Raw genomic sequence first — 19907 nt, forward strand, 5'->3', positions numbered from 1 at the left:
ACTCCGCTTCGATGCCGCCGACCGCAACGGGCCGGCAGCAGGAGATTGACAGATCAGACGGATGTCACGGCCTGGGGCAGCAGGTCGCCCGAGGTATAGGCCGCGACGTTCAGATCCGAGCGGTAGACGATGGGCATCACATATTGCAGGAGCGGGATTACATAGCCCTCTTCAGCAATGTAGCGGGATACGTCCTTGTAGCCCTGAATGCGCTTTTCTTCGTCGGCTTCCACGAACAGCGGGCCGATCTTTTCCACCAGATCCGGGGTGTCCCAGACCGCGTGTGGCGAGGGGCCGAACATGGAAAATCCCGTCGATGTCGACGGATCACCGATCGAATTGCCCCAGTTGTAGAAGGCCGCAGGCGCCAGCTGGTCGGTGGCACGCAGCTCGTAGTGTTTGGCAATCTCGTACACTTCGATTTCGGCTTCGATGCCGACACGACGCCACAGTCCGACGATGGCCTGCACCATTTCATAATCCTTGGGCTTAAAGCCCTTGGTCGTCTGAATGGTGAACTTGACCGGGTTGTCCGTGGAGTAGCCGGACTCTGCCAGCAACGCCTTGGCGCGCTCCGGGTCGTAGGGCACCGTGATGCTGTCGTCGAAGGCGGCATAGCCGGGCACTTCGAGGGTGGACAGCGGCACGCCATAGCCTTTCAGCAGCCGGTCGATGATCAGCTCCTTGTCGATGGCGTGATGGGCCGCGAGGCGGACATTCTTGTCGAGCATCGGCCCGATGTCGTTGAGGAAGATCATGCCGATATCGGTGATCGGCACCGCCTGACCGGACAGGCCGTCCTTGGCGATCAGGCGGTCGTAATCTTCGTAGGGCATATTGGTGGTAATATCCGCGTTGCCGGATTCCACCTCGGCCACGCGCGAGGTCGCATCGGTCACGAATTTGATCGTCACGGTGGAGAACTCCGGAGCCGCCCCCCAATAGCCGTCGTAGGCTTTCAGGCGGACGTAGGCGCCGGGTTCGAATGTATCCACCATATAGGGGCCAGATCCGATCGGTGCTTTCTCAAACCCTTCGGAGCCGACGCTTTCGTAATAGTCCTTGGGCAGAACAAAGGCCGTCAGAAACGCCATCCATTTGAACAAGGCCGGTTCGAACTCGATCACATCTGCGGTGATGCGCTGCCCGTCGATTTGGAAATTGCCGATCTTGGACCAGACGAACTGCATCGGGTTTCCGGTTTCGGACTGGGCGGCACGGGTCAGCGACCAGACGATGTCATCCGGGGTCAGCGGATCCCCGTTCTGCCAGGTCACCCCTTCGCGGACGGTCATGTGGATCTGGGATTTGTCCTCGCTGAACCCCCAGTCGGTCAGCAGCCCGGCGTCAAAGCTGAGATCCGGGTTCTGGCCGACAAAGCGGTCGAACACCGCCAAGTAGATGGATTGCAGCACCGGGTTGACCGCAGCAGGGCCGGTGGTCGGATCCCAGCTTTGCACAGGCACGTTATAGGCAATGGTCAGGTCGCCCCCGTTCTGGGCGATCACCGGCAGGCCGGATGCCGCAAGAGCGGTGGCAAAGGCTGAGGTGCCTAGGAAACCACGACGGTTCATAGTGTTCATGTCTTCTCTCTCCTGTTGGCGGGCCTGTTTCGACCCAATTTATTTTTTGTGTTTTGCCCATGCGGGCAGGGGCGACCGCAGGGCGGTCAAAGGTCTTGTGCCTTGAAAAACCCCGAACCGGCGCCGGTGCCGGCGCCTGGCCAGACCGCAGCTCCGATCATGTGCAACCCCTTGATAGGGGTCGTGCCATCGGCGAACCCACGCACCGGGCGGAACAGAAAGTTCTGCCGCAGATGATGCGAGCCGCAGAGCTGGTCGCCGCCGACGAGGTTGGGGTTGCCAGCTTCCAGATCTCTCGGCGACACTACGGTCTGGGCGAGAATGCGGTCCCGCACTCCCGGTGCCTGCTCCTCCAGCTGATCAATCACGCGGGCTGCAAATGGCGCTTTGGCCTGATCCCAGTCCCGTGCGGAGATCTTGCCTTTGGCGTCCCCTGCGATATCCGCAGGCAGGACGCGAACCTGCACCCAGAGCGTCTGTTTGCCCTCCGGCGCGCGTGTTGGATCAAAGACCGAAGGTTGCCCAACCACCAACACCGGTCTGTCCGGCAGCAAACCGGCCATCGCCTGTTGATAGGTCTGCGCCGTGGCGTCGATGGACTGGCCGACATGCACATAGGCAAAGCGACCCAATTCGGGGGCAGCCCACGGCACCGGGCCATCCAGTGCAAGGTGAATCATCATCGTGCCAGGTGCGTGGCGGAAGGCGTCAAGCCCGGCATCAAAACGGGCGTGGCCGCTATCGCCAATCAGCGTGGACAGATGACGCGGCGCCAGTCCGGCCAGCACCGTCTTGGCGGCGATGTCTTCGCCATTGACGCTCAGGCCCGTGACGGTTCCGTGCGTATGGGAAATGGCGCGGACATCGGCATCGCAGGTGACGCTGCCGCCATGGGCCTCGATCATCCGCACAAGCGCGTCCGTGACAGTCGCGGCACCGCCCTTGCCGATGACCATGCCCTGTGCCTGTCCGCCGAGGGCCTCGAGGAACGGGAAGATGGCCCCGCCTGCAACATCCGGCGCAAAGTCCAGATGCAATCCCCAAGTGGAAAAGGCGCAATGCAATCGGGGATCTTCGAACGTGTCCTGCAGCCAGTCGCGGGGGGAGGTCATCAGCAGGCGGGCGATATCGGTCATCTTGCCGAGCCCCAGGCTGCGCCACTGTCGCCAAACGAACTTCAGCAGCGCTGTTCGCGTCATTGGCGTCCCCAGAAGCCCACCGATTACCGCAGCCTTCTCGGGGAATTCGCGCATCAATGACTGCCAGGTGTCTTTGTCTTGCTCACTGTGAAAGCTCGCCAGCGTTTCGTTGATATCTGTCGACACGCCGACAAAATCGCCCGGCGTCATCGCCTGGGCAAAGGGACGATCGACGGACACCAGCTCCAGCCCATGGCGGGCCATCTCCTCGCCATGGCGCGCCATGAAGCCGGAGCCTGCGAACATCGAGAGGTTCATCGCGGCCACGTCATGGTGAAAGCCGGGCAGTGTCAGCGCCTTGGTCTGCACCGCCCCGCCGGGGGTGGGGCCGCGCTCCCAAACCTGAACCTTGCGCCCGCGTGCGGCCAGATCTGCGGCGGCCACAAGACCGTTGATCCCGGCGCCAATGATATGAATGGGGCCGCTCATGCAGCGTCTCCGGCGAAGCTCTGGACCGTGGCCAGCGCGCCCTCCAGTTGCGCCCCAGACTCATCGGCCAAGGCGGCAGTGCGCAGTCGTCGCATCCAGTCCGCCGCGTCGGGCCGCCCCTGCAGAATGGGCAGCGCCTGCATGATGCGGGCGAATTTCGAATGGCCGCGCACATGTGTGTCTGAGTAGCCCTTGATCAGCCGGTAGTTGGCCAAAAGCTCCGTCGCCAGAGCGCGGTCACGTTGGGCCACTTCTGTCACCGTGGCGAACCACTGGTCGATATGGGCCATCTCTGTTTCATGTCGCAGCAAAGACCGGCGCCAGGGCCGCAGCGCCGACACCGCCCAGAGCATCAGGAACCCACGCAGCCGGTCGGTTCGGATCCGGCGCCCCTTGTCTAGATAGCGCGCGTAGAACGCTTCGAGACGGGATGAGTTGCGCAGCCGTTTGCCAAGCCAGCCGGGCAGTGTTGTAGTGAATTCTTCAAAGCGCGGATGGAAATACTCGGTCACCATCAACACCTGGTCATCCCCCACCACGACCTCGTCGCGCACACGGGTCATCCGGCTGGCGCGGGTCTTGATGTCGGCGACCCGCAGAATGTCATCGTAGCACAGCGCGCGGGAGCAGTATTTCGCCCCTGCAATGGTCATCTCGAACGGAGCGCTGTCCGTCACGGCCAGAGCTTCGACCATGTCCATATACTGCTCGCCGTAGGCAAGGTCCTGATAATCCACCACTTTGGTCAGCCCCAATCCCGCCATCTCCTGGGCCGCGGCGGGCAAGGCATTAAGGCGCGATTGCAATTGCGCCCATTTGTCCTGATGGCGGGATGGCACATGCAGCGTTTCGATCTGCTTCGTTTCCGCTTCGGGCTGTGGCGGTTGCTGTTTACCCGTGGCGCAGTCAAACGCATCATTGAAAGCCCGCAGCGAGGCCTCGACGCCCCGGCCTGAGGCGCGGATCACGTCCTCATAGCTCTCCTTGGGAAAGGGCAGGGCGCCAGACCCGGCCAGCCCGCCCAGCAGCGAGGACGAGATCATCGACCCGGCAGATTTTGCCAGCGCCTCCATGTCGAAGGCCACCGTATGATCGGCGGCAATGCCCATGGCTTCGATCACCTTCTGACCATCGGCACGCCCATCTCCGGGAACCGTTTTTTCCGCAACCGCAGGAATGCGATGGGTCGAAGCGATCAGGGTGGTGCGCCCCGGCGTCACAAAGCCACGCATGATCGCGCGGCCCCCTTCCATCAGTTCGGACGCGATCAGGATGTCGACGTCCCCTTCGGCGGGCGACAGGGCAAAGACCGGCATACGGCCGGTGTCGCGACACATTTCGACATAGTAGATCGTGGCCCCCGTGCGCTGGGCCACACCCGCGACCGAGGTGGATTGCGCACGATAGCCATTGGCCTCCGCGACGGCCGTGATCCAGTTGGTCAGGACGCCACCGCCCTGGCCACCAACGGCAAGTGCGGCCAGCGTGATGATTTTTTCACCTTCTGCGCTGGGCGAACGGCGGGCGGCAATCGAGGTGTTTTGAATGTTCATGTCGTCAATTCCTTCAGGCGAAAACCACGCGTTTCGCGTCACGCCTGCGTTGCAGCCAATCAATGATCTTTTGGGTCCTGCGCGCCTTGCGGCCTTCGCGCGGGGTGGGGTTTGATACGATATCGGCCTGATAGAAACTGGGGCAGAGCACGGCGGCATCGGCGACCTCGCCGCAATTGCCGCATCCGACGCAGGTCTGGTCGATCGCCGCAACCGGGTCATCGCGCAGTGGATCGCCGGTATCCTTGACCGACAGGGACGGGCAGCCCGAAAGCCGCATGCAGGCGTGATCGCCGGTGCAGATGTCCTCATCAACGCCAAAGCGTGGCCGCACGGTGCGCTTGCCTTCCTTGGTGGCCTTGGCCAGCAGTGGTTTCTCCCGACGCTGTCGGTTCAGCATGCATTCTGAGGAGGCGACGATGACCTTCGGGCCTGCAACTTGTGTTGTCAGTGCCTCTTTCAGCGTGTCGCGGACCTTGGTGACGTCATAGGTTCTGTCGATCTGGCGGATCCATTTGACGCCCATGCCCTGGCAGGCCTCGACGATGGAGTTCTGCGTCTGCTTGGTCTTGTTGTCTGCGCGGGATGATAGGATGTCCTGCCCGCCGGTCGCCGCCGCATAAAAATTGTCGACGATCACGATCACATTGTCGGACTTGTTGAAGACCGCATTGCCCACAGACGACGTCAGACCATTGTGCCAGAACCCGCCATCCCCGACGAAGGAGATCGAGCGGCGGCCATGCGGGTCTTCGTTGTGAAACGCCGAAGCCGAGGCCGGACCTAGTCCATACCCCATCGTTGTTGCGCCAAGATCAAAGGGCGGCATGATCGAAAACAGATGGCAGCCGATGTCCGATGAAATGTGGTGCTCACCCAGTTCCTGCTCGACCAGTTTTGTCGCTGCAAAGATCGGCCGCTCCGGGCAGCCGGTGCAGAACCCCGGCGGGCGTGCGGGCAGAACGTCGGACAGATCCGGGATCGGCGCCGGTGCTTCGTTCTTGGTGACCGCGGCGGCTGGCATCAGGCCCGGCGCATATGCCGTCAGAAACTCCCCAAGCCCGTGCAGCATCACCTGTCCGGTATATTCGCCCCCCATCGGCAGCATGCCCTTGCCCTCAAGCGTGACGCGCTTGCCGGCCTTGTAGAGCATATGCCCGATCTGCTGTTCGATGTAGTTGGGCTGGCCCTCCTCGACGATCAAAACGGCCTCCTTGTCCTCGCAAAAGTCGAGGATTTGGCTTTCGACCAGCGGGTAGACACAGTTGAGGCAGAGAATATCAAGATCGGTATCGCCATAAAGGTCGGCAAGCCCAAGACGGTTCAGCGCGCGGTTCACCGTGTTGTAGGTCCCACCCTGGATGATCAGACCGACCTTTCCAGATGGCTGCCCAAACCGCTCGTTCAGGCCGCGTTCCAGAATGAAGCGTTCAGCCGCGGGTTTGCGTTTGGTCAGCTTCTCCGCCTCATGAAGATAGGTGGCAGGGGGCAGGACGATCCGCTCAAGATCCCGGCGGGGGCTTTCCAGCGCCTGGCTCACTGTCATATCGGGGCGGCGATTGTCGGAGGCGGCGAAAGAGCCGTGCACATGGCAGGAGCGGATGCCCATCTGCAGCATGACCGGCGTGTTGCTGGCCTCCGACAGCTCAAAACCATCCCCAACTGCGGCGACGATCGAGGGCAGGTTGGGGCGCGGGTCCAGCATCCAGACCTGGCTTTTCATGGCAAAGGCATAGGTGCGCTCCTGCATGATCGAAGAGCCTTCGCCGTAGTCTTCGCCGACAATGATGAGCGCGCCGCCGGTTACGCCGCCCGAGGCCAGATTGGACAGCGCATCGGAGGCCACATTGGTCCCGACAACGGATTTGTAGGTGACCGCTCCGCGAATGGGGTAATGTACGGATGCCGCCAGCATCGCCGTTGCGGTGGCCTCGCTTGCGGAGGCTTCAAACCGGACGCCCAGCTCTCCGAGGATCTCCTGCGCATCTGCAAGAACATCCATCAGATGCGAAATCGGCGAGCCCTGATAGCCCCCGACATATCCAACGCCATTTTCCAGCAGCGCCTTGGTGATGGCGAGGATCCCTTCGCCCGAGAAGGTCTCTCCATCTCCCTGTTTCAGTTTTTGGACTTCCTTGGCAAAGGAACGTTCAGCCATGGGTGGTCTCCTTGGGTCGTACCGACCGACATCTGAAGGGGACGACGCGCTGTCGCTGTGCCTCCATGTCGGAAAACTTGGTCACATGCGCGATGCAGGTGGCATGGATCTGCCCCTCATCGGGACAGGGCCGCGAGGGCCTTTTAAAAATCGTGCTGGCGGATGTTGTAGAACACGCGCAGCAGCAGATCGTTCATCATCTTTCTGTCGTCTGGAGAGAGCGCGGACAGCATGACCTCCTGCATCTGCAGCATGGCCGGCCAGGCGGTTTCGTGGACGTGCCGCCCCGTGTCTGTCAGCTGGATGTGGCGGATGCGGCTGTCTTTGCTGTCGGCCTCGCGCCGGATCAGCCCGGCTGTTTCCATGGTGTCCAGCGTGCGTGACAGCGTTGATTGCTTGATCACCGTCAGCACGGAGAGTGTATTGATGGTGCAGGGGCCGCTCTCGGTCAGCACCGCCAGCGCGCGCATCTGCGCCACCGTGATCCCAACCTCCTTCAGGGCCTCTTCAACACCCTTGTTGTAGCGCGCCATGATGCGGTTCATCAGATAAGGGGTGAACTCCTCCAGATGATCGGGGCCGGTGGTCATGCGCCAAGCTCCTTCGCCACGAGATAGCCCGAGCCACCTGACAGACCGGGGCCCGGATGGGTCGAGGCCCCGATGTGATAGAGGCCCTTTACCCCGGTGGTGTGCCGTTTGCTGTCCGTAAAAGGGCGCCAGAGAAAGAACTGCTCCAGCGAGCAGGCGCCGCCATAGGGGTCGCCGCCCACAAGGTTGGCATTCATGCCAGCCAGATCTGCAGGTGAAATGGCCCGTCGTGTCACGACCTTGGAGGAAAAGCCGTCGATATGGCTGGCCAGGATCTGCTCGACACGATCTGCAAACGCCTCGCGCAGCTCCGGCGTCCAGCTGCCGTCCTCGGGAACGGAGATTTCGCCCTTGGCATCGCCTTTGACGTGACGTGGGGCCTCTGGCATCTGCAGCCAAAGAACGGATTTTCCGTCCGGCGCGCGTGTCGGGTCTGCGGCACAGGGTTGGCCGACGCAGATTGTCGGCACCTCCGGCAGCAGGCCGCGCTCTGCCTCATTTCCGGCCTTGGAGACCCCGTCCAATCCCGGTGTCAGATGCAACAGCTGCACGGTCTCAACTCCCGGCGTGCGCCAGGTCACCGGCCCATCGAGGACGTAGTGCAGCTGAAAGTTCCCCTTGCCATAACGATAGCGGCGCAGGTCGTCCGCTTTGCTCTCTCCCTCGAGCAGCGTACCGTAGAGCTGATGCGGCGTGACCGAGGCCAGTACGGAGGGCGCGGCGATATACTCCGCGTCAGCAAGGGTGACGCCAGTGACCGCCCCGCTGGCCTGTTCAATCCGGCTGACGTCGGCGTTGGTGCGCACCGTCCCGCCGTGTTCCTCGATGATCGCGCACAGGCCCTGCACCATGGACGCGATGCCGCCCTTGGCGATCGGTGCACCGGCGGCTTCGAGGGCAAAGCCGATGATCTGTCCCATCTGTCCGGAAAAGGCAGCTTCCGGCCCAAGGCCCGCATGCAGGCACCACGGCGCCCAGAGCGCCTGAGACAGTTCGGACTGGAAGGAGGTTTCCAGCCAACCCCGCATCGAGGTCAGCGATTCCCCCATGGTCGCGGCAAGCCCGTGGGGGCCACGTTTCCAGGCCTCCTTGCCGAGCAGCTTGGCAGTTGCGCGGGACCATGGATCGCCGCCCATCAGTCCGAACAGCAGATCAGCCTTGCCGCCGAACGCGTCCAGATCCGCAGAAAGCTGGTCGCCATCGCCCGCCGCTGCCGCGTTGAAGGCCGCAACATTGGCGGCACGATCCATCTGGTAGACCAGCGACTGACCGTCGGGCAGGAGCACGCCAGTGGGCGTCCGGGTGGCGCAGAATTCGACGCCGTGACGGGTCAGGTCGTCGCCAAGGGCGGCATGGGCAGCTCCGGTCACCCACAGGACCAACGTGGTCGCCAAAGGGTCATGGAGCACGCCGTCGCCGAGCGGTTCGGTGCGCATGCAGCCACCTGCCACGGATTCACGTTCCAACAGCACCACGCGCTTTCCGGCCTTGGCTAGCAGGGCGCCAGAGGTCAGCGCGTTGATGCCTGAACCTATGATGGCAACGTCGAATTCAGTGGCAGATGACATAGTTTTAGGCCCCCGGAACCAGTGCGAGAACGCGCACCGGAGATCCTGTTCCGTTGACGATCTTCAGCGGCGCAGTGACCACGATCGCGCCTTTGGCGGGCAGCTCCTTGAGATTGGTCAGCGAGGCCAGACCATAGCGGTTTGCCTTGTGCAGCAGGTTATGGGCCGGGAAGGGCAGTTCAAAACTGGCCGCTAGTCCGGCGTCGGTCCCAATGCACTGAGACCCCCAACCAAGCGCATTTTTCTCCATCAGGTATTCGATGCAGTCTGCCGAGGGGCCGGGGGTGTGAGGGCCGTTCTCATCGGTGTTGAGAAACTTGTCCTCGTCGTGGTTGTACTGATCCCAGTCGGTGCGCATCAGGACCCATTCGCCGGCCTTGATCTCGCCGTGTTCGGCTTCCCAGTCCTGCACGCCCTGCTTGGTCAGCAGGAAATCATTGTCTTCGGCGGCCTGCGCCGAACAGTCGATGACATTTGCAGGGGCCATGAATTTTTGCGGATCGATCGTGTCGACGGACCCATCCGGATAGTCCTTGCCGGTGACCCAATGGTGCGGCGCATCGTAATGCGTGCCCGAATGCTCACCAAGCTTGAGCCAGTTCCAGGCCCAGAACGGACCACGGTCGCCGTATCTCGAAATCTGATTAATTTCGATCTGGGGCGTGTCGTCTGCGATCTCGGGCGGTAGCTTCAAAAGCGGGGTGTCCGGTCCCAGCGGGGCGGAGCAATCGACGACCCTGATCCCCCCATCCAGAAGTCCCGAGGCAAGTGCGGCAAGCGTGTCTGTTTGGTTCATTGACCTCATCCCTGTTGTTGTTCTCGCTTGGTATATATGCAGGTGGATATTTCTCATTGTTTCAAGTATAAAGTTTCTAATCGCAGTGAATATTTTTCTGGACGCTGGTTTTTGGGCGAATTTTCAGGGGCTTTGTCGGGGGAGTGCCTGTTTTCTCTGCGCTGCAGCATCGGCGAGCAGGCGTCGAGGCGTCGCGAATCCCACCGCGTCGGCCTCTTCCACGGGCCCGCAGCGCGCCGAAATGCAGCTTTTTACTTTAGGTTCGAAGCAATTCAGTTAGAGCCAGATCCGCAGGTAAGCACACATGCCCGAGGCACGACCGGTTGTTCCTGCGTGTAATGCAAGGAGACTGTTCATCTCGTCTGAGTGCAGAGATCATCCGCATCTCTGCATCTCTGCATCTCCGCCTGTCTGATATGACGAGATGTCAGGTGTCGGACGGTCTGTCAGGCTTTTGTCGGATATCCAGCATCACGGATATCGCCCGTGCGACATCCGGCTCTGAGACATGTGACATCAGGGAGTCGATCCAGGCCAGGTGTTCGCGCACCATCTGATCCATCTTCTCGCGCCCCTCCGGTGTGACCGAAACGACAAATGCTCGGCGGTCGTGCGGCGAGGGGGCCCGTTGCACCAGACCATCCTTCGCAAGCCGATCCACAACACCAGTCACATTGCCGTTGGAGACCACCAGGTGTTGGGACAACTCGCTCATCTTCATGCCGTCAGGTGCGGCATGGAGGGCGGCCAGAACGTCAAACCGGGACAGGGTCATGTTGTGCCCTTCGCGCAGTCGTTCGCGCAGGACACCTTCGACGTGGCGCACTGATTTCAACATCTGCAGCCACAGTCTCAGCCGCTGACGGGCCATCGGTTCGTCTTCGAACAGAAGCTCCTCGGCCATCTCCGGCTCCATTTATGCAAGTTCGGCTTTCTCTACAGTCCCGATACCTCGGATGGCAAGCTGATCTGGTGCTTTCAGGCCAGATGTCTGCCTTGCCACAGGCGCATAGCACAGTTTCGGCGTGAGCGGACGCCGGTATAGCCTGACCAGATTTCGAATGTGACGCACGTCGTACTCAGGCGGCGCGGCTGCGCAAACTGGTTGCATTGACCTTAAGGAGATAGGCCTGACACGTCTCGCCGCCCGCTTCGAACCGAGGTCCTGCAGCGAGCATGTCCAACCCCGACCGGCGCGTCAGCATCGCCACGGTGACAGAGGTGATGCACAGAAAGGCATCAATATGCCAGTTCCGAGCGACGCGGGCGAAGTTCAGCCCCATTTGGTCCCGCACTTTCATCCGTTCACGGCTGCTCAGCGTGTCGCCGACGAAGACTCTGCTCACCTCCCAGACCTTGGGGTCTTGCGGGGCAGGGTGGTCTAGGATCGTTGGCGGAAGGTCTGGCAACAGACCAAGCTGCGCATCGCGCAGCATGTAACTGGAATTTACACATTTGGCGGTTGTCGGCGTGACCCTGAAGCCACCGTGCACCTCCAAACCATCGTGGATTGCACAGTATATGCTCTCTGGCGTGTCATACTGATCGAACTCCAGGCCGCGCACATTCGGAAGTGGCCAGCCACGCGCTTCGATAAAATGATGATACCGTGCGCGCATCAGCTCAGTGAAAAGAGCCCCTGTCTCGCCAAGGTTTTCAAAAGTGATTTCTGTCGACTGCATGACGGTGCCCATCCACCTTTTCAGTCTTCCCAAAAGCAGCTTTGGGAAAATTTGTTTAAATTTGAAAATAGATTCGCCTAAAATAGTAAATTAAGAATTAATTGGGTGGAGAAATGATGGTGTGGCGCCTGAGGCAACCAGACAGTCAGGGGCGATCAAGTTGTTGGATTGTGAGGTAAGTCATATTGCAAAAATGGAAATTGATTGGGCCATGATCACAGGCATTCGCCGCGCGATGAACGGGCGACTGATTTGCAACCTTCAGGCGCAAATTTCATAGTTGGGGCTGTGCCGGTTTAGGCGGATCAGGCCACTTTGGAAGACCGGGCGCTGGCGACCCTGCGCATTTCGGACAGCAGGACGGACTTCTTGACGGGCTTGGCCAGATACCCGGCGGCCCCCAGGCTGCGGCACAGTTCCTGATCTTCCGGTGCGGCATTTGCAGTCAGCATGATCACCGGCGTCGCGCTGATCCGCCCTCCGCGCCGCGCCATTTCGATCAGGGTCTCCTGACCATCCATCACCGGCATCTTCATATCCAGCAAGACAAGGTCAACCGAGCGTTCTTCAAGCTGCTCCAGCGCTTCGGCACCGTTGCCAGCGTCGATGATCTCAACATCGCTGTTGTTCAGGAAGGCGCGCACGACCATGCGATTGGAGGCCGTGTCGTCGACGAGCAAGACGGACCGGATGCCACCAAGGTCCTGACGCTCATCGGGTTTTGCCTGCGCTGGTATCGCGGGGGCCTCGGATGCCGGCAGTGCTTCGACCTGGCAGGCCAGTGTGAAGCTGCTTCCCTTTGCCGGGCGGGTGGCAAAGGTGATGTCGCCGCCCATCAATCGGGCCAGATGGCGTGCGACCGACAGGCCAAGCCCGGTGCCCGGAACGCTCGGCGCTGTTTTGTCCTCGGCGCGATAGAATTCCGTGAACAGATGGGCCGCCTGTTCTTCCGTCATGCCGCGCCCGGTGTCGGTCACCTGAACAGTCAGCAGGGTGCTGCCGTCCTGCGGTTCTCCCCACACGTTGACCGAGACGACACCCTTTTCTGTATATTTCACTGCGTTGGAGACCAGGTTCCCGATCACCTGACGCAGGCGCAGGGCATCACATTTGGCATAGGTCGGGACGGAGGCGTCCAGTTGGATGTCGAATTGAAGTCCCTTGTCCGCAGCCTGTGACCGGAACATTTCCACCGTACTTGAGATTTCAAGCCTCAGCTCAGCGGCGTCGAGGTTCAATGCGAAATGACCCGATTCTATCTTTGCATAGTCGAGTATGTCATCAAGTATGCCGGTCAGTGCCTGTGCGGATTTGCGCAGCAGATGGGTGCGCTCTTGCAGTAGTTCCGCGTCGGAATGCCCTTCTTCAATAAGCTCGGACATGCCGCAGATGGCGTTCAGGGGGGTGCGGATCTCGTGGCTCATGGACGCGAGGAAGCGGCTCTTGGCACGGCTGCCAGCCTCAGCTTCAACCAGCGCTTCGCGCAATCGGCTGGTCAGGCGGTGCTGCGCCCACATTGCGTTAAGCATGTAGGCCGCCCCCAACACCACCACCACCCCGGCAATGGCGATTTCGATCGGGTCGGCAAAGGAATAGAGCAGGCTGCCGATCATGTAGCCGACGACGCAGATGATCGGGACAGCTGTCAGGATACCAAAGAACATCCAGGCCGCACGCGCGACCACGCAGTGATTGAGCGCGATGGTCAGTAGCATCGCCCCCATCAGTTTGGGGAAGGGATCCGGCTGTAGAAACAGCATCACGGGGATCGCATTGAAAATCCAGACGCCGCAGAACGCCGAGGATGTGAACAGCAAGACAGCGCCAAATGTGACTTTGCGCGCCAGCATTTTGTACACGATGAGACCGATGATCTCGACGAAAGCGTAGATGCAGTAGATTGCCGCGACGGTCCGTATCGGCAGGAAGTACAGCGACATGATCGACATCAGTGTAATCGACGCGAACCGGGACGGGAGGTCTGCGCGCACCAGATCATTCTGCGTGGAGACAGAGCGCCTGAGGTCTGGTGACAAAGTAAGCATACGCATCCTCATGACGTAGTCCGTTTCTGCGCCTCTTGCGCAGTGTTGCAAGCGGTGATCGAAGCCATTCACCGTATTCGTTAACGGATGGCGACATCTGTTACCGTAAAAATAAAGCTAAATGATGACTGATGACTTAACCATTTAAAGGCCAAAGTTCGAAACCAATACTTTGACGTTCAAATACGAGACCACGATCCGGATTAACGCACATAAAAGGTGCTATCGCCCTGGATGCCGTTCGATTTTGATTGCTGTCGAGGCATCGGGGAGGCCGAAGGCGACAGGCTCGGAGTTTGAACTTGGGTAGGCTAGATCCCGAGCAAAAGAAAATCCAGTCGCAATCACACATTAATTTACGGATATGCATGGACCTGTCCATGATTGAGGCGTGTCGCGCTGCGCGGGCCATATTGCTTCGGTCCGTTATGTATTTGCCAGTCTGCACCTCAGTGGTGCCGGGGGCTGAGGGGCGGCGGTGTGTGCTCGGCATGCGGCCCTCTGCTCGGAGCGTTGGTGTAGCACAAGTTGCTCTGCCCGGGATCGTGAGCGATGTGGCGACGTCGCCAAGGCATGGTAGGTTCGGTCAGGGAAACCCGCACGAATTCATGTGTTTAATCGACGGCAGCAAAATTTTCCCTCGAAAGCCAGAAAAATGGCGTTTCTGCGCTTGACGGCCCCTGCGACCTGCGAATATTACACCCCAACGTTCAGACACGGTGCTGAACGCACAGCAAGCGGTTGTAGCTCAGATGGTTAGAGTACCGGCCTGTCACGCCGGGGGTCGCGGGTTCGAGCCCCGTCAACCGCGCCACTGCTGCCCTGCCTGAGGGGCCTCGTCAGAGGATCAGGACCGTCCCGGATGGGAAGCGCTGGCGAAGGTCAGCATTGAAAATGCGCGGTTGTAGCTCAGCTGGTTAGAGTGCCGGCCTGTCACGCCGGAGGTCGCGGGTTCGAGCCCCGTCAACCGCGCCACTTTCACTCCGCCTGAGGGCCCTCGACAGAGGATCAGGACCGTCCCGGATGGGAGCTGCTGACCAAGGTCAGCAAAAATGCGCGGTTGTAGCTCAGCTGGTTAGAGTGCCGGCCTGTCACGCCGGAGGTCGCGGGTTCGAGCCCCGTCAACCGCGCCACTTTCACTCTCTTTTACAAAAAATTCCAAAAGACTGGCATTCGCCGTTCCTTCGCGCATTCAGGCTGCTGTTTTGCCTTTTCCTGCGCAAATACTGGCGACACAGTGGGGCAGATCCCAGCCATCCGTTGAACAGACGAAAGCCCATTCATGCCCGTGTCAGAAAATCCGCCTGAAAGCCCACCTGAATCCCAGCCCACGATCCGCGTGATTGCCATGCCGACTGACACCAATCCGGCAGGCGACATCTTCGGGGGCTGGTTGATGAGCCAGATGGACCTCGCAGCAGGCACAATCGCCGCGCGTGTATCCAAGGGGCGCGCTTCCACCGTTTCGGTGGAAGAGATCCAGTTCCATCGCCCGGTTCTGGTCGGCGATGAGGTCTCTCTTTATGCGGAGATGTTGAAGGTCGGGCGCACCTCGATGCGAATTCGTGTTCACGCGTGGCGTCGTGCCCGCCATCAGGAAGAGACCCAGCAGGTCACCGAGGCGATCTTTACCTTTGTGGCGCTGGATGATGACGCGCGCCCAAGGCCGGTGCTGCGCGAGGAGTGACACGAGGGCAGGGACCGCCCTTAAAAACAAAGGTATCGGCTGTCGGCTCAATCCAGGGCTTTGTCCTGCGCAGGCGTGGGGGCGCCCATCGCCCCCACGCATTGTTAACTTAGGCTTTGCTCAGTGCATCCAGCACGCGCGCCCAGGAGCGAATGCCTTTGTGGAAGCTCTCCAGATCGTATTTCTCGTTCGGAGAGTGGATCGCGTCATCTTCATTGGCAAAGCCGATCAACATCGCATCCATGCCCAAGATCGACTTGAAATAGCCGGCCACCGGGATGGAGCCTCCCATGCCGGAGAACACCGCCTCACGGTTCCATTCCTCGGTCAGTGCGCCACGGGCGGCCTCGAACTCGGGGCGGGTGGTGTCGATCACATAGGCAGGGGCGCCGTCCAGATCGAGATCCCATTTTACGGTGCAATCTTTGGGCAGACGGGCCTCCACATGGGCGCGGATCTTCTTGCGCAGCGCGGCGGGGTCCATGTCACCGACCAGACGGCAGGTGATCTTGCAATGTGCCTCTGACGGGATCACCGTCTTGGTACCCGCGCCCTGATAGCCGCCCCACAGACCGTTGATTTCCAGCGTCGGGCGGGCCCATTGCTGCTCCAGGGTGGAGTATTTCTTCTCGCCATGGGCCACCGTGTAGCCAGCGTTCGACAGGTAGTCTTTTTCGTCGAAGCCGCAGCCCTGCCACTGGCGCAGGATATCGGCGGGCACCTCATGCACACCTTCATAGAATCCATCCACGGCAACGGCACCGGTTTCGGGATCGTGAAAAGAGGCGATGATATGGGAAATCTCGCGCAGCGGATTGAGGCCGGGACCGCCGTAGTGGCCGGAGTGCAGGTCGATCTTCGGCCCGATCAGGGTGAATTCGTCCTTCATCATGCCGCGCAGCTGCGAGGCCACCGACGGCACGCCACGGGCCACCATCGAGGTGTCGCAGATCAGCGCGATATCCGCAGACAGCTCTTCCTGGGCAGCCTTCAGGAAAGGGATCAGCGAGGGAGAACCCGATTCTTCCTCCCCCTCAAAGAAAAAGGTGATGCGGCAGGGCAGGGTGCCATGCACCGCCTGCCATGCGCGGCAGGCCTCGACGAAGGTCATCAGCTGGCCCTTGTCATCGGATGCGCCACGCCCCCGGATCACGGTGCCGTTTTTGGTCTCTTCCATCTGCGGCTCAAACGGGGGCGTGTTCCACAGGTCAAGCGGGTCCACCGGTTGCACATCATAGTGTCCGTAAAACAGAAGATGCGGGCCTTTCGTGTTTTCCTCGCCCACATGGCCCACCACCATCGGATGGCCGGGAGTTGTGCGCTTTTCGGCCTTGATGCCGATGCTGTTCAAATCTGCCACCAGCCAATCCGCGGCGGTCTCGCAGTCGGCCTTGTAGGCGGGGTCGGTTGAAATGGACGGGATGCGCAGCAGCTCCAACAGCCGGTCGGTTGCAGCCGAGATATCGGAATCGATCTTGTCGAGAACGGGGGTAAGGGACATCGGTCTCTCCTGAAAATAGTGCTTTTCCGCATGCGGGCCTTGTGGTCGAGGCGCTGCTGGCGGGTCTCGGGGCGGAGCCTAGCAGTGGGATAAATCAAGGGCCAGTCGCACAATTGTATCAGAACACCGGCGGCGGTTTTTCGGCGTCGTCTCGCTTCGGAACAGCTGTTTCCGATCCGCAACCATTGCGCTTGTCTGCGGCGTTTTGCGCTGCTTTCGCATGGCGCCATTGCGGTCTCTGGCGCTTGCCTGAAACTCAGAATGGTTCTAAAAGCCCAGAAAAGGTTTATTTGACCTGTATCAAGGATGCTGGAGCCGTGACACTCTATCACGTTGTGCAGGACAGGGGTGCCGGTTAGAGACCGTGAAATATATCACGACGCTCATGCTTCATCAGCAGGGCCGTTCGGGATCAAGACGCAGCCAGGCCGGTCAGGCAACGGCAGACAGCTATGGAGATGACGGTGGATTATACCTCACAACTCGACGCAGCGATTGAACGCCTTCACGAGGAAGATCGCTATCGGACGTTTATTGATATTGAACGCCGTCGTGGCCAGTTTCCCCATGCCGTCTGGACACGCCCCGACGGGACAGAGCAAGACATCACCGTCTGGTGCGGCAATGATTATCTCGGGATGGGCCAGCACCCGGTGGTGCTGAAGGCGATGCGCGATGCGCTGGACGCCACCGGCGCCGGATCGGGGGGCACCCGCAACATCTCTGGCACAACGGTCTATCACAAGGAGCTCGAGGCGGAGCTGGCTGACCTGCATGGCAAGGAAGCATCTCTGCTGTTCACCTCTGCCTATGTCGCCAATGACGCCACGCTCTCGACCTTGCCAAAGCTGCTGCCCGGCCTGATCATCTACTCCGATGCGCTGAACCATGCCTCCATGATCGAAGGTGTGCGCCGGAATGGCGGTGCGAAACGTGTCTTCCGCCACAATGATGTCGCCCATCTGCGCGAGTTGCTGGCAGCGGACGACCCGGCTGCTCCCAAGCTGATCGCGTTTGAGTCGGTCTATTCCATGGATGGGGATTTTGGCCCGATCGAGGAAATCTGCGACCTCGCCGAAGAGTTCAACGCACTTACATATATTGATGAGGTCCACGCGGTTGGCATGTATGGTCCCCGCGGTGGCGGTGTTGCAGAACGTGACAATCTCGCCCATCGCATCGACATCATCAACGGCACACTCTCAAAGGCCTACGGCGTCATGGGCGGCTATATCGCGGCATCGGCCAAGATGTGCGATGCCATCCGCTCCTACGCGCCGGGCTTCATCTTCACCACATCGCTGGCACCGTCGATCGCGGCGGGTGCAGCAGCCTCCGTGCGGCATCTGAAGACCGCTCAGGAATTGCGCGACAAGCATCAGGAGCAGGCGCGGTATCTCAAAACCCGTCTCAAGATGATGGGTCTGCCGATCATCGACCACGGCACGCACATCGTGCCGGTCATTGTCGGAAACCCTGTCCACACCAAGAAATTGTCGGACATGTTGCTGGCGGATTACGGGATTTACGTGCAGCCCATCAATTACCCGACCGTGCCGCGCGGCACCGAACGGTTGCGCTTCACGCCCTCGCCGGTGCACGGACCGAAGGAAATGGATCATCTGGTGCGCGCCATGGACAGTCTATGGTCGCATTGTGCGCTAAATCGTGCCGAACTAGCCGGATGAGCTACTGCTAAGTGTTCATTAAACAGAATTGTGTTATCGTTTCATCAATGAAACTGCGCTGACGAATCGAGAATCGGTTGGTACAGCGCATATGTCGCAAAACGGCAGGTATTGATGGGACAGCAGGCATGATCGGGCGCCTTACGCAGCGCAGTTTCCGAGGTCGTCAAAATACAACAGAGCCGCCCCGCGGCTTTGATGATTTCGAGGTGCGCCTTGGTGACATGATGCGCGGCGAGCGGGCAACCATGGGTAAATCGCTGCTTGATGTGCAGCGTGAACTCAGGATCAAGGCCTCCTATATCGACGCCATCGAGAATTGCGACCCTTCTGTCTTTGATACTCCGGGTTTTATTGCCGGATATGTGCGCTCCTACGCCCGTTACCTGAACATGGATCCGGAGAAGGCCTTCAATGGCTTTTGCGCCGAGAGCGGGTTTTCCGTGGCGCATGGGATGTCCTCCGAGGCCTCTGTTCGCAAGCCCAAGGAACTGACCTACGGCGCTGGAAAAGGGCTTGGGGCAGACGCCTTTACCAACTCCACCACGCCCTTCGTGCCCGTGACCGACAGTCTGCTGAGCCAGGTTGACCCGCGCGCCATCGGCTCCCTGCTGGTCTTGTGCGGTGTCATTGGCGGTCTGACCTTCGGGGGGTGGAAGCTGCTGCACGAAGTTCAGCAGGTGACATTTGCTCCGATAGAGCAAACGCCCGAGGTGCTTGCCGAACTCGACCCACTGGCCACTGCCGCCTTGGCGACGGGGGATGTGACCGACGATCCCGCAACGGAAGCGCTGGATCGTCTCTATCGCCCGCAGGCCCTGGATGTGCCGGTTCTCGTGGCGCGCGATGCGCCGATTTCCACCCTTGATCCGCGCGGTCAGGGTAATTTCGCGGGCACGGAGCGTCCCGGCCTGATGCTGGCGGAGGCAATGGTTCCAGCGAATGAGGCAACGGATCTCTCGGTGCCGCAGGTTCTCGAAGACGTTGCACCGTCAGTCGAGATGCTTGCTGTCCGACCATCTTGGGTTCAGGTGAAGGCCGCCGATGGCAGTGTAATCTTTGAAACCATCATGGAACCGGGGCAGACGTTTGAGGTGCCGTTGACCGAGGATGCGCCGCGCCTGCGCACCGGCGAAAGCAGCGCTATCTACTTCGCCGTCAATGGCCAGCATTACGGTCCTGTCGGCGGGCGTGGTCAGGTGACAAAGAATGTCGAACTTTCGCCGGATGCGCTGAGCGGACGTTTCCAGCTCGCGGATCTCGAGGCTGATCAAAACGAGGCACTGGCCACGATGGTTGCACAGCTGCGGGCGGTTCAGACCACCCCGGGGTCCGTCTCGGACTGACATCACGATCACGCAGACCCTGCGTTCCCGTTACGGATTTACCTGACACCCCGGACAGCCATTGCAGGCTCCGGGGTGTCGG

14 protein-coding genes and 3 tRNA genes are annotated in these 19907 nt (G+C 60.4%); 6 read left to right on the top strand and 11 right to left on the bottom strand.

The window, feature by feature from the left end; genetic code table 11:
* Positions 1-53: 53 nt before the first annotated feature.
* The 10 genes from CLV89_RS15050 to CLV89_RS15095 form a co-directional block, all read right to left on the bottom strand.
* Positions 54-1583, bottom strand: coding sequence for an ABC transporter substrate-binding protein (locus tag CLV89_RS15050; protein ID WP_106164494.1), 1530 nt, complete (start codon positions 1581-1583; stop codon positions 54-56).
* Positions 1584-1669: 86 nt separating this feature from the next.
* Positions 1670-3211, bottom strand: coding sequence for a phytoene desaturase family protein (locus tag CLV89_RS15055; RefSeq protein WP_106164495.1), 1542 nt, complete (start codon positions 3209-3211; stop codon positions 1670-1672).
* On the bottom strand, positions 3208-4764 hold the full coding sequence (locus CLV89_RS15060) for an indolepyruvate oxidoreductase subunit beta family protein (RefSeq protein WP_106164496.1): 1557 nt from the start codon (positions 4762-4764) through the stop codon (positions 3208-3210). The genes CLV89_RS15055 and CLV89_RS15060 overlap by 4 nt, the downstream gene beginning before the upstream one ends.
* A 13-nt stretch (positions 4765-4777) precedes the next feature.
* A complete protein-coding gene (locus CLV89_RS15065; RefSeq protein WP_106164497.1) occupies positions 4778-6922 on the bottom strand; it encodes a thiamine pyrophosphate-dependent enzyme in 2145 nt (714 codons plus the stop codon).
* A 143-nt stretch (positions 6923-7065) separates the two neighbouring features.
* Complete coding sequence (locus tag CLV89_RS15070) at positions 7066-7512, bottom strand: MarR family winged helix-turn-helix transcriptional regulator (RefSeq protein WP_106164498.1); 447 nt, start codon at positions 7510-7512, stop codon at positions 7066-7068.
* Positions 7509-9080 carry a phytoene desaturase family protein gene (locus CLV89_RS15075; RefSeq protein ID WP_106164499.1) on the bottom strand — a complete coding sequence of 524 codons (1572 nt, stop codon included), beginning with the start codon at positions 9078-9080 and terminating at the stop codon, positions 7509-7511. The genes CLV89_RS15070 and CLV89_RS15075 overlap by 4 nt, the downstream gene beginning before the upstream one ends.
* A 4-nt stretch (positions 9081-9084) precedes the next feature.
* Complete coding sequence (locus CLV89_RS15080; RefSeq protein WP_106164500.1) at positions 9085-9876, bottom strand: cyclase family protein; 792 nt, start codon at positions 9874-9876, stop codon at positions 9085-9087.
* Between the two features lie 427 nt (positions 9877-10303).
* Positions 10304-10780 carry a MarR family winged helix-turn-helix transcriptional regulator gene (locus CLV89_RS15085; protein WP_106164596.1) on the bottom strand — a complete coding sequence of 159 codons (477 nt, stop codon included), beginning with the start codon at positions 10778-10780 and terminating at the stop codon, positions 10304-10306.
* A 175-nt stretch (positions 10781-10955) separates the two neighbouring features.
* Positions 10956-11558, bottom strand: a complete 603-nt coding sequence (locus tag CLV89_RS15090; RefSeq protein WP_106164597.1) for an acyl-homoserine-lactone synthase — start codon at positions 11556-11558, stop codon at positions 10956-10958.
* A gap of 305 nt (positions 11559-11863) precedes the next feature.
* Complete coding sequence (locus CLV89_RS15095) at positions 11864-13603, bottom strand: ATP-binding protein (RefSeq protein WP_106164501.1); 1740 nt, start codon at positions 13601-13603, stop codon at positions 11864-11866.
* A 737-nt stretch (positions 13604-14340) separates the two neighbouring features.
* Here CLV89_RS15095 and CLV89_RS15100 point away from each other — a divergent pair.
* The 4 genes from CLV89_RS15100 to CLV89_RS15115 all read left to right on the top strand — a co-directional run bounded on the left by CLV89_RS15100 (position 14341) and on the right by CLV89_RS15115 (position 15290).
* Positions 14341-14417, top strand: a tRNA-Asp gene (locus CLV89_RS15100).
* Positions 14418-14501: 84 nt separating this feature from the next.
* Positions 14502-14578, top strand: a tRNA-Asp gene (locus tag CLV89_RS15105).
* A gap of 81 nt (positions 14579-14659) precedes the next feature.
* Positions 14660-14736 (top strand) — tRNA-Asp (locus CLV89_RS15110).
* Positions 14737-14885: 149 nt separating this feature from the next.
* Entirely contained in the window at positions 14886-15290 is a 405-nt protein-coding gene (locus CLV89_RS15115) for an acyl-CoA thioesterase (RefSeq protein ID WP_106164502.1), read from the top strand.
* A gap of 109 nt (positions 15291-15399) precedes the next feature.
* Here CLV89_RS15115 and CLV89_RS15120 read toward each other — a convergent pair whose 3' ends face one another.
* The gene (locus tag CLV89_RS15120) at positions 15400-16791 is read right to left on the bottom strand and encodes a dipeptidase (protein WP_106164503.1); all 1392 of its coding nucleotides are present in this window, start codon (positions 16789-16791) and stop codon (positions 15400-15402) included.
* Between the two features lie 464 nt (positions 16792-17255).
* Here CLV89_RS15120 and hemA point away from each other — a divergent pair, with 464 nt between their 5' ends.
* Positions 17256-18479 carry a 5-aminolevulinate synthase gene (hemA, locus tag CLV89_RS15125; RefSeq protein ID WP_106164598.1) on the top strand — a complete coding sequence of 408 codons (1224 nt, stop codon included), beginning with the start codon at positions 17256-17258 and terminating at the stop codon, positions 18477-18479.
* Between the two features lie 128 nt (positions 18480-18607).
* Complete coding sequence (locus CLV89_RS15130) at positions 18608-19825, top strand: helix-turn-helix domain-containing protein (protein ID WP_106164504.1); 1218 nt, start codon at positions 18608-18610, stop codon at positions 19823-19825.
* The last annotated feature ends 82 nt before the right edge of the window (positions 19826-19907 follow it).

The sequence above is a fragment of the Tritonibacter scottomollicae genome (assembly GCF_003003215.1).
Classification (GTDB): domain Bacteria; phylum Pseudomonadota; class Alphaproteobacteria; order Rhodobacterales; family Rhodobacteraceae; genus Epibacterium; species Epibacterium scottomollicae.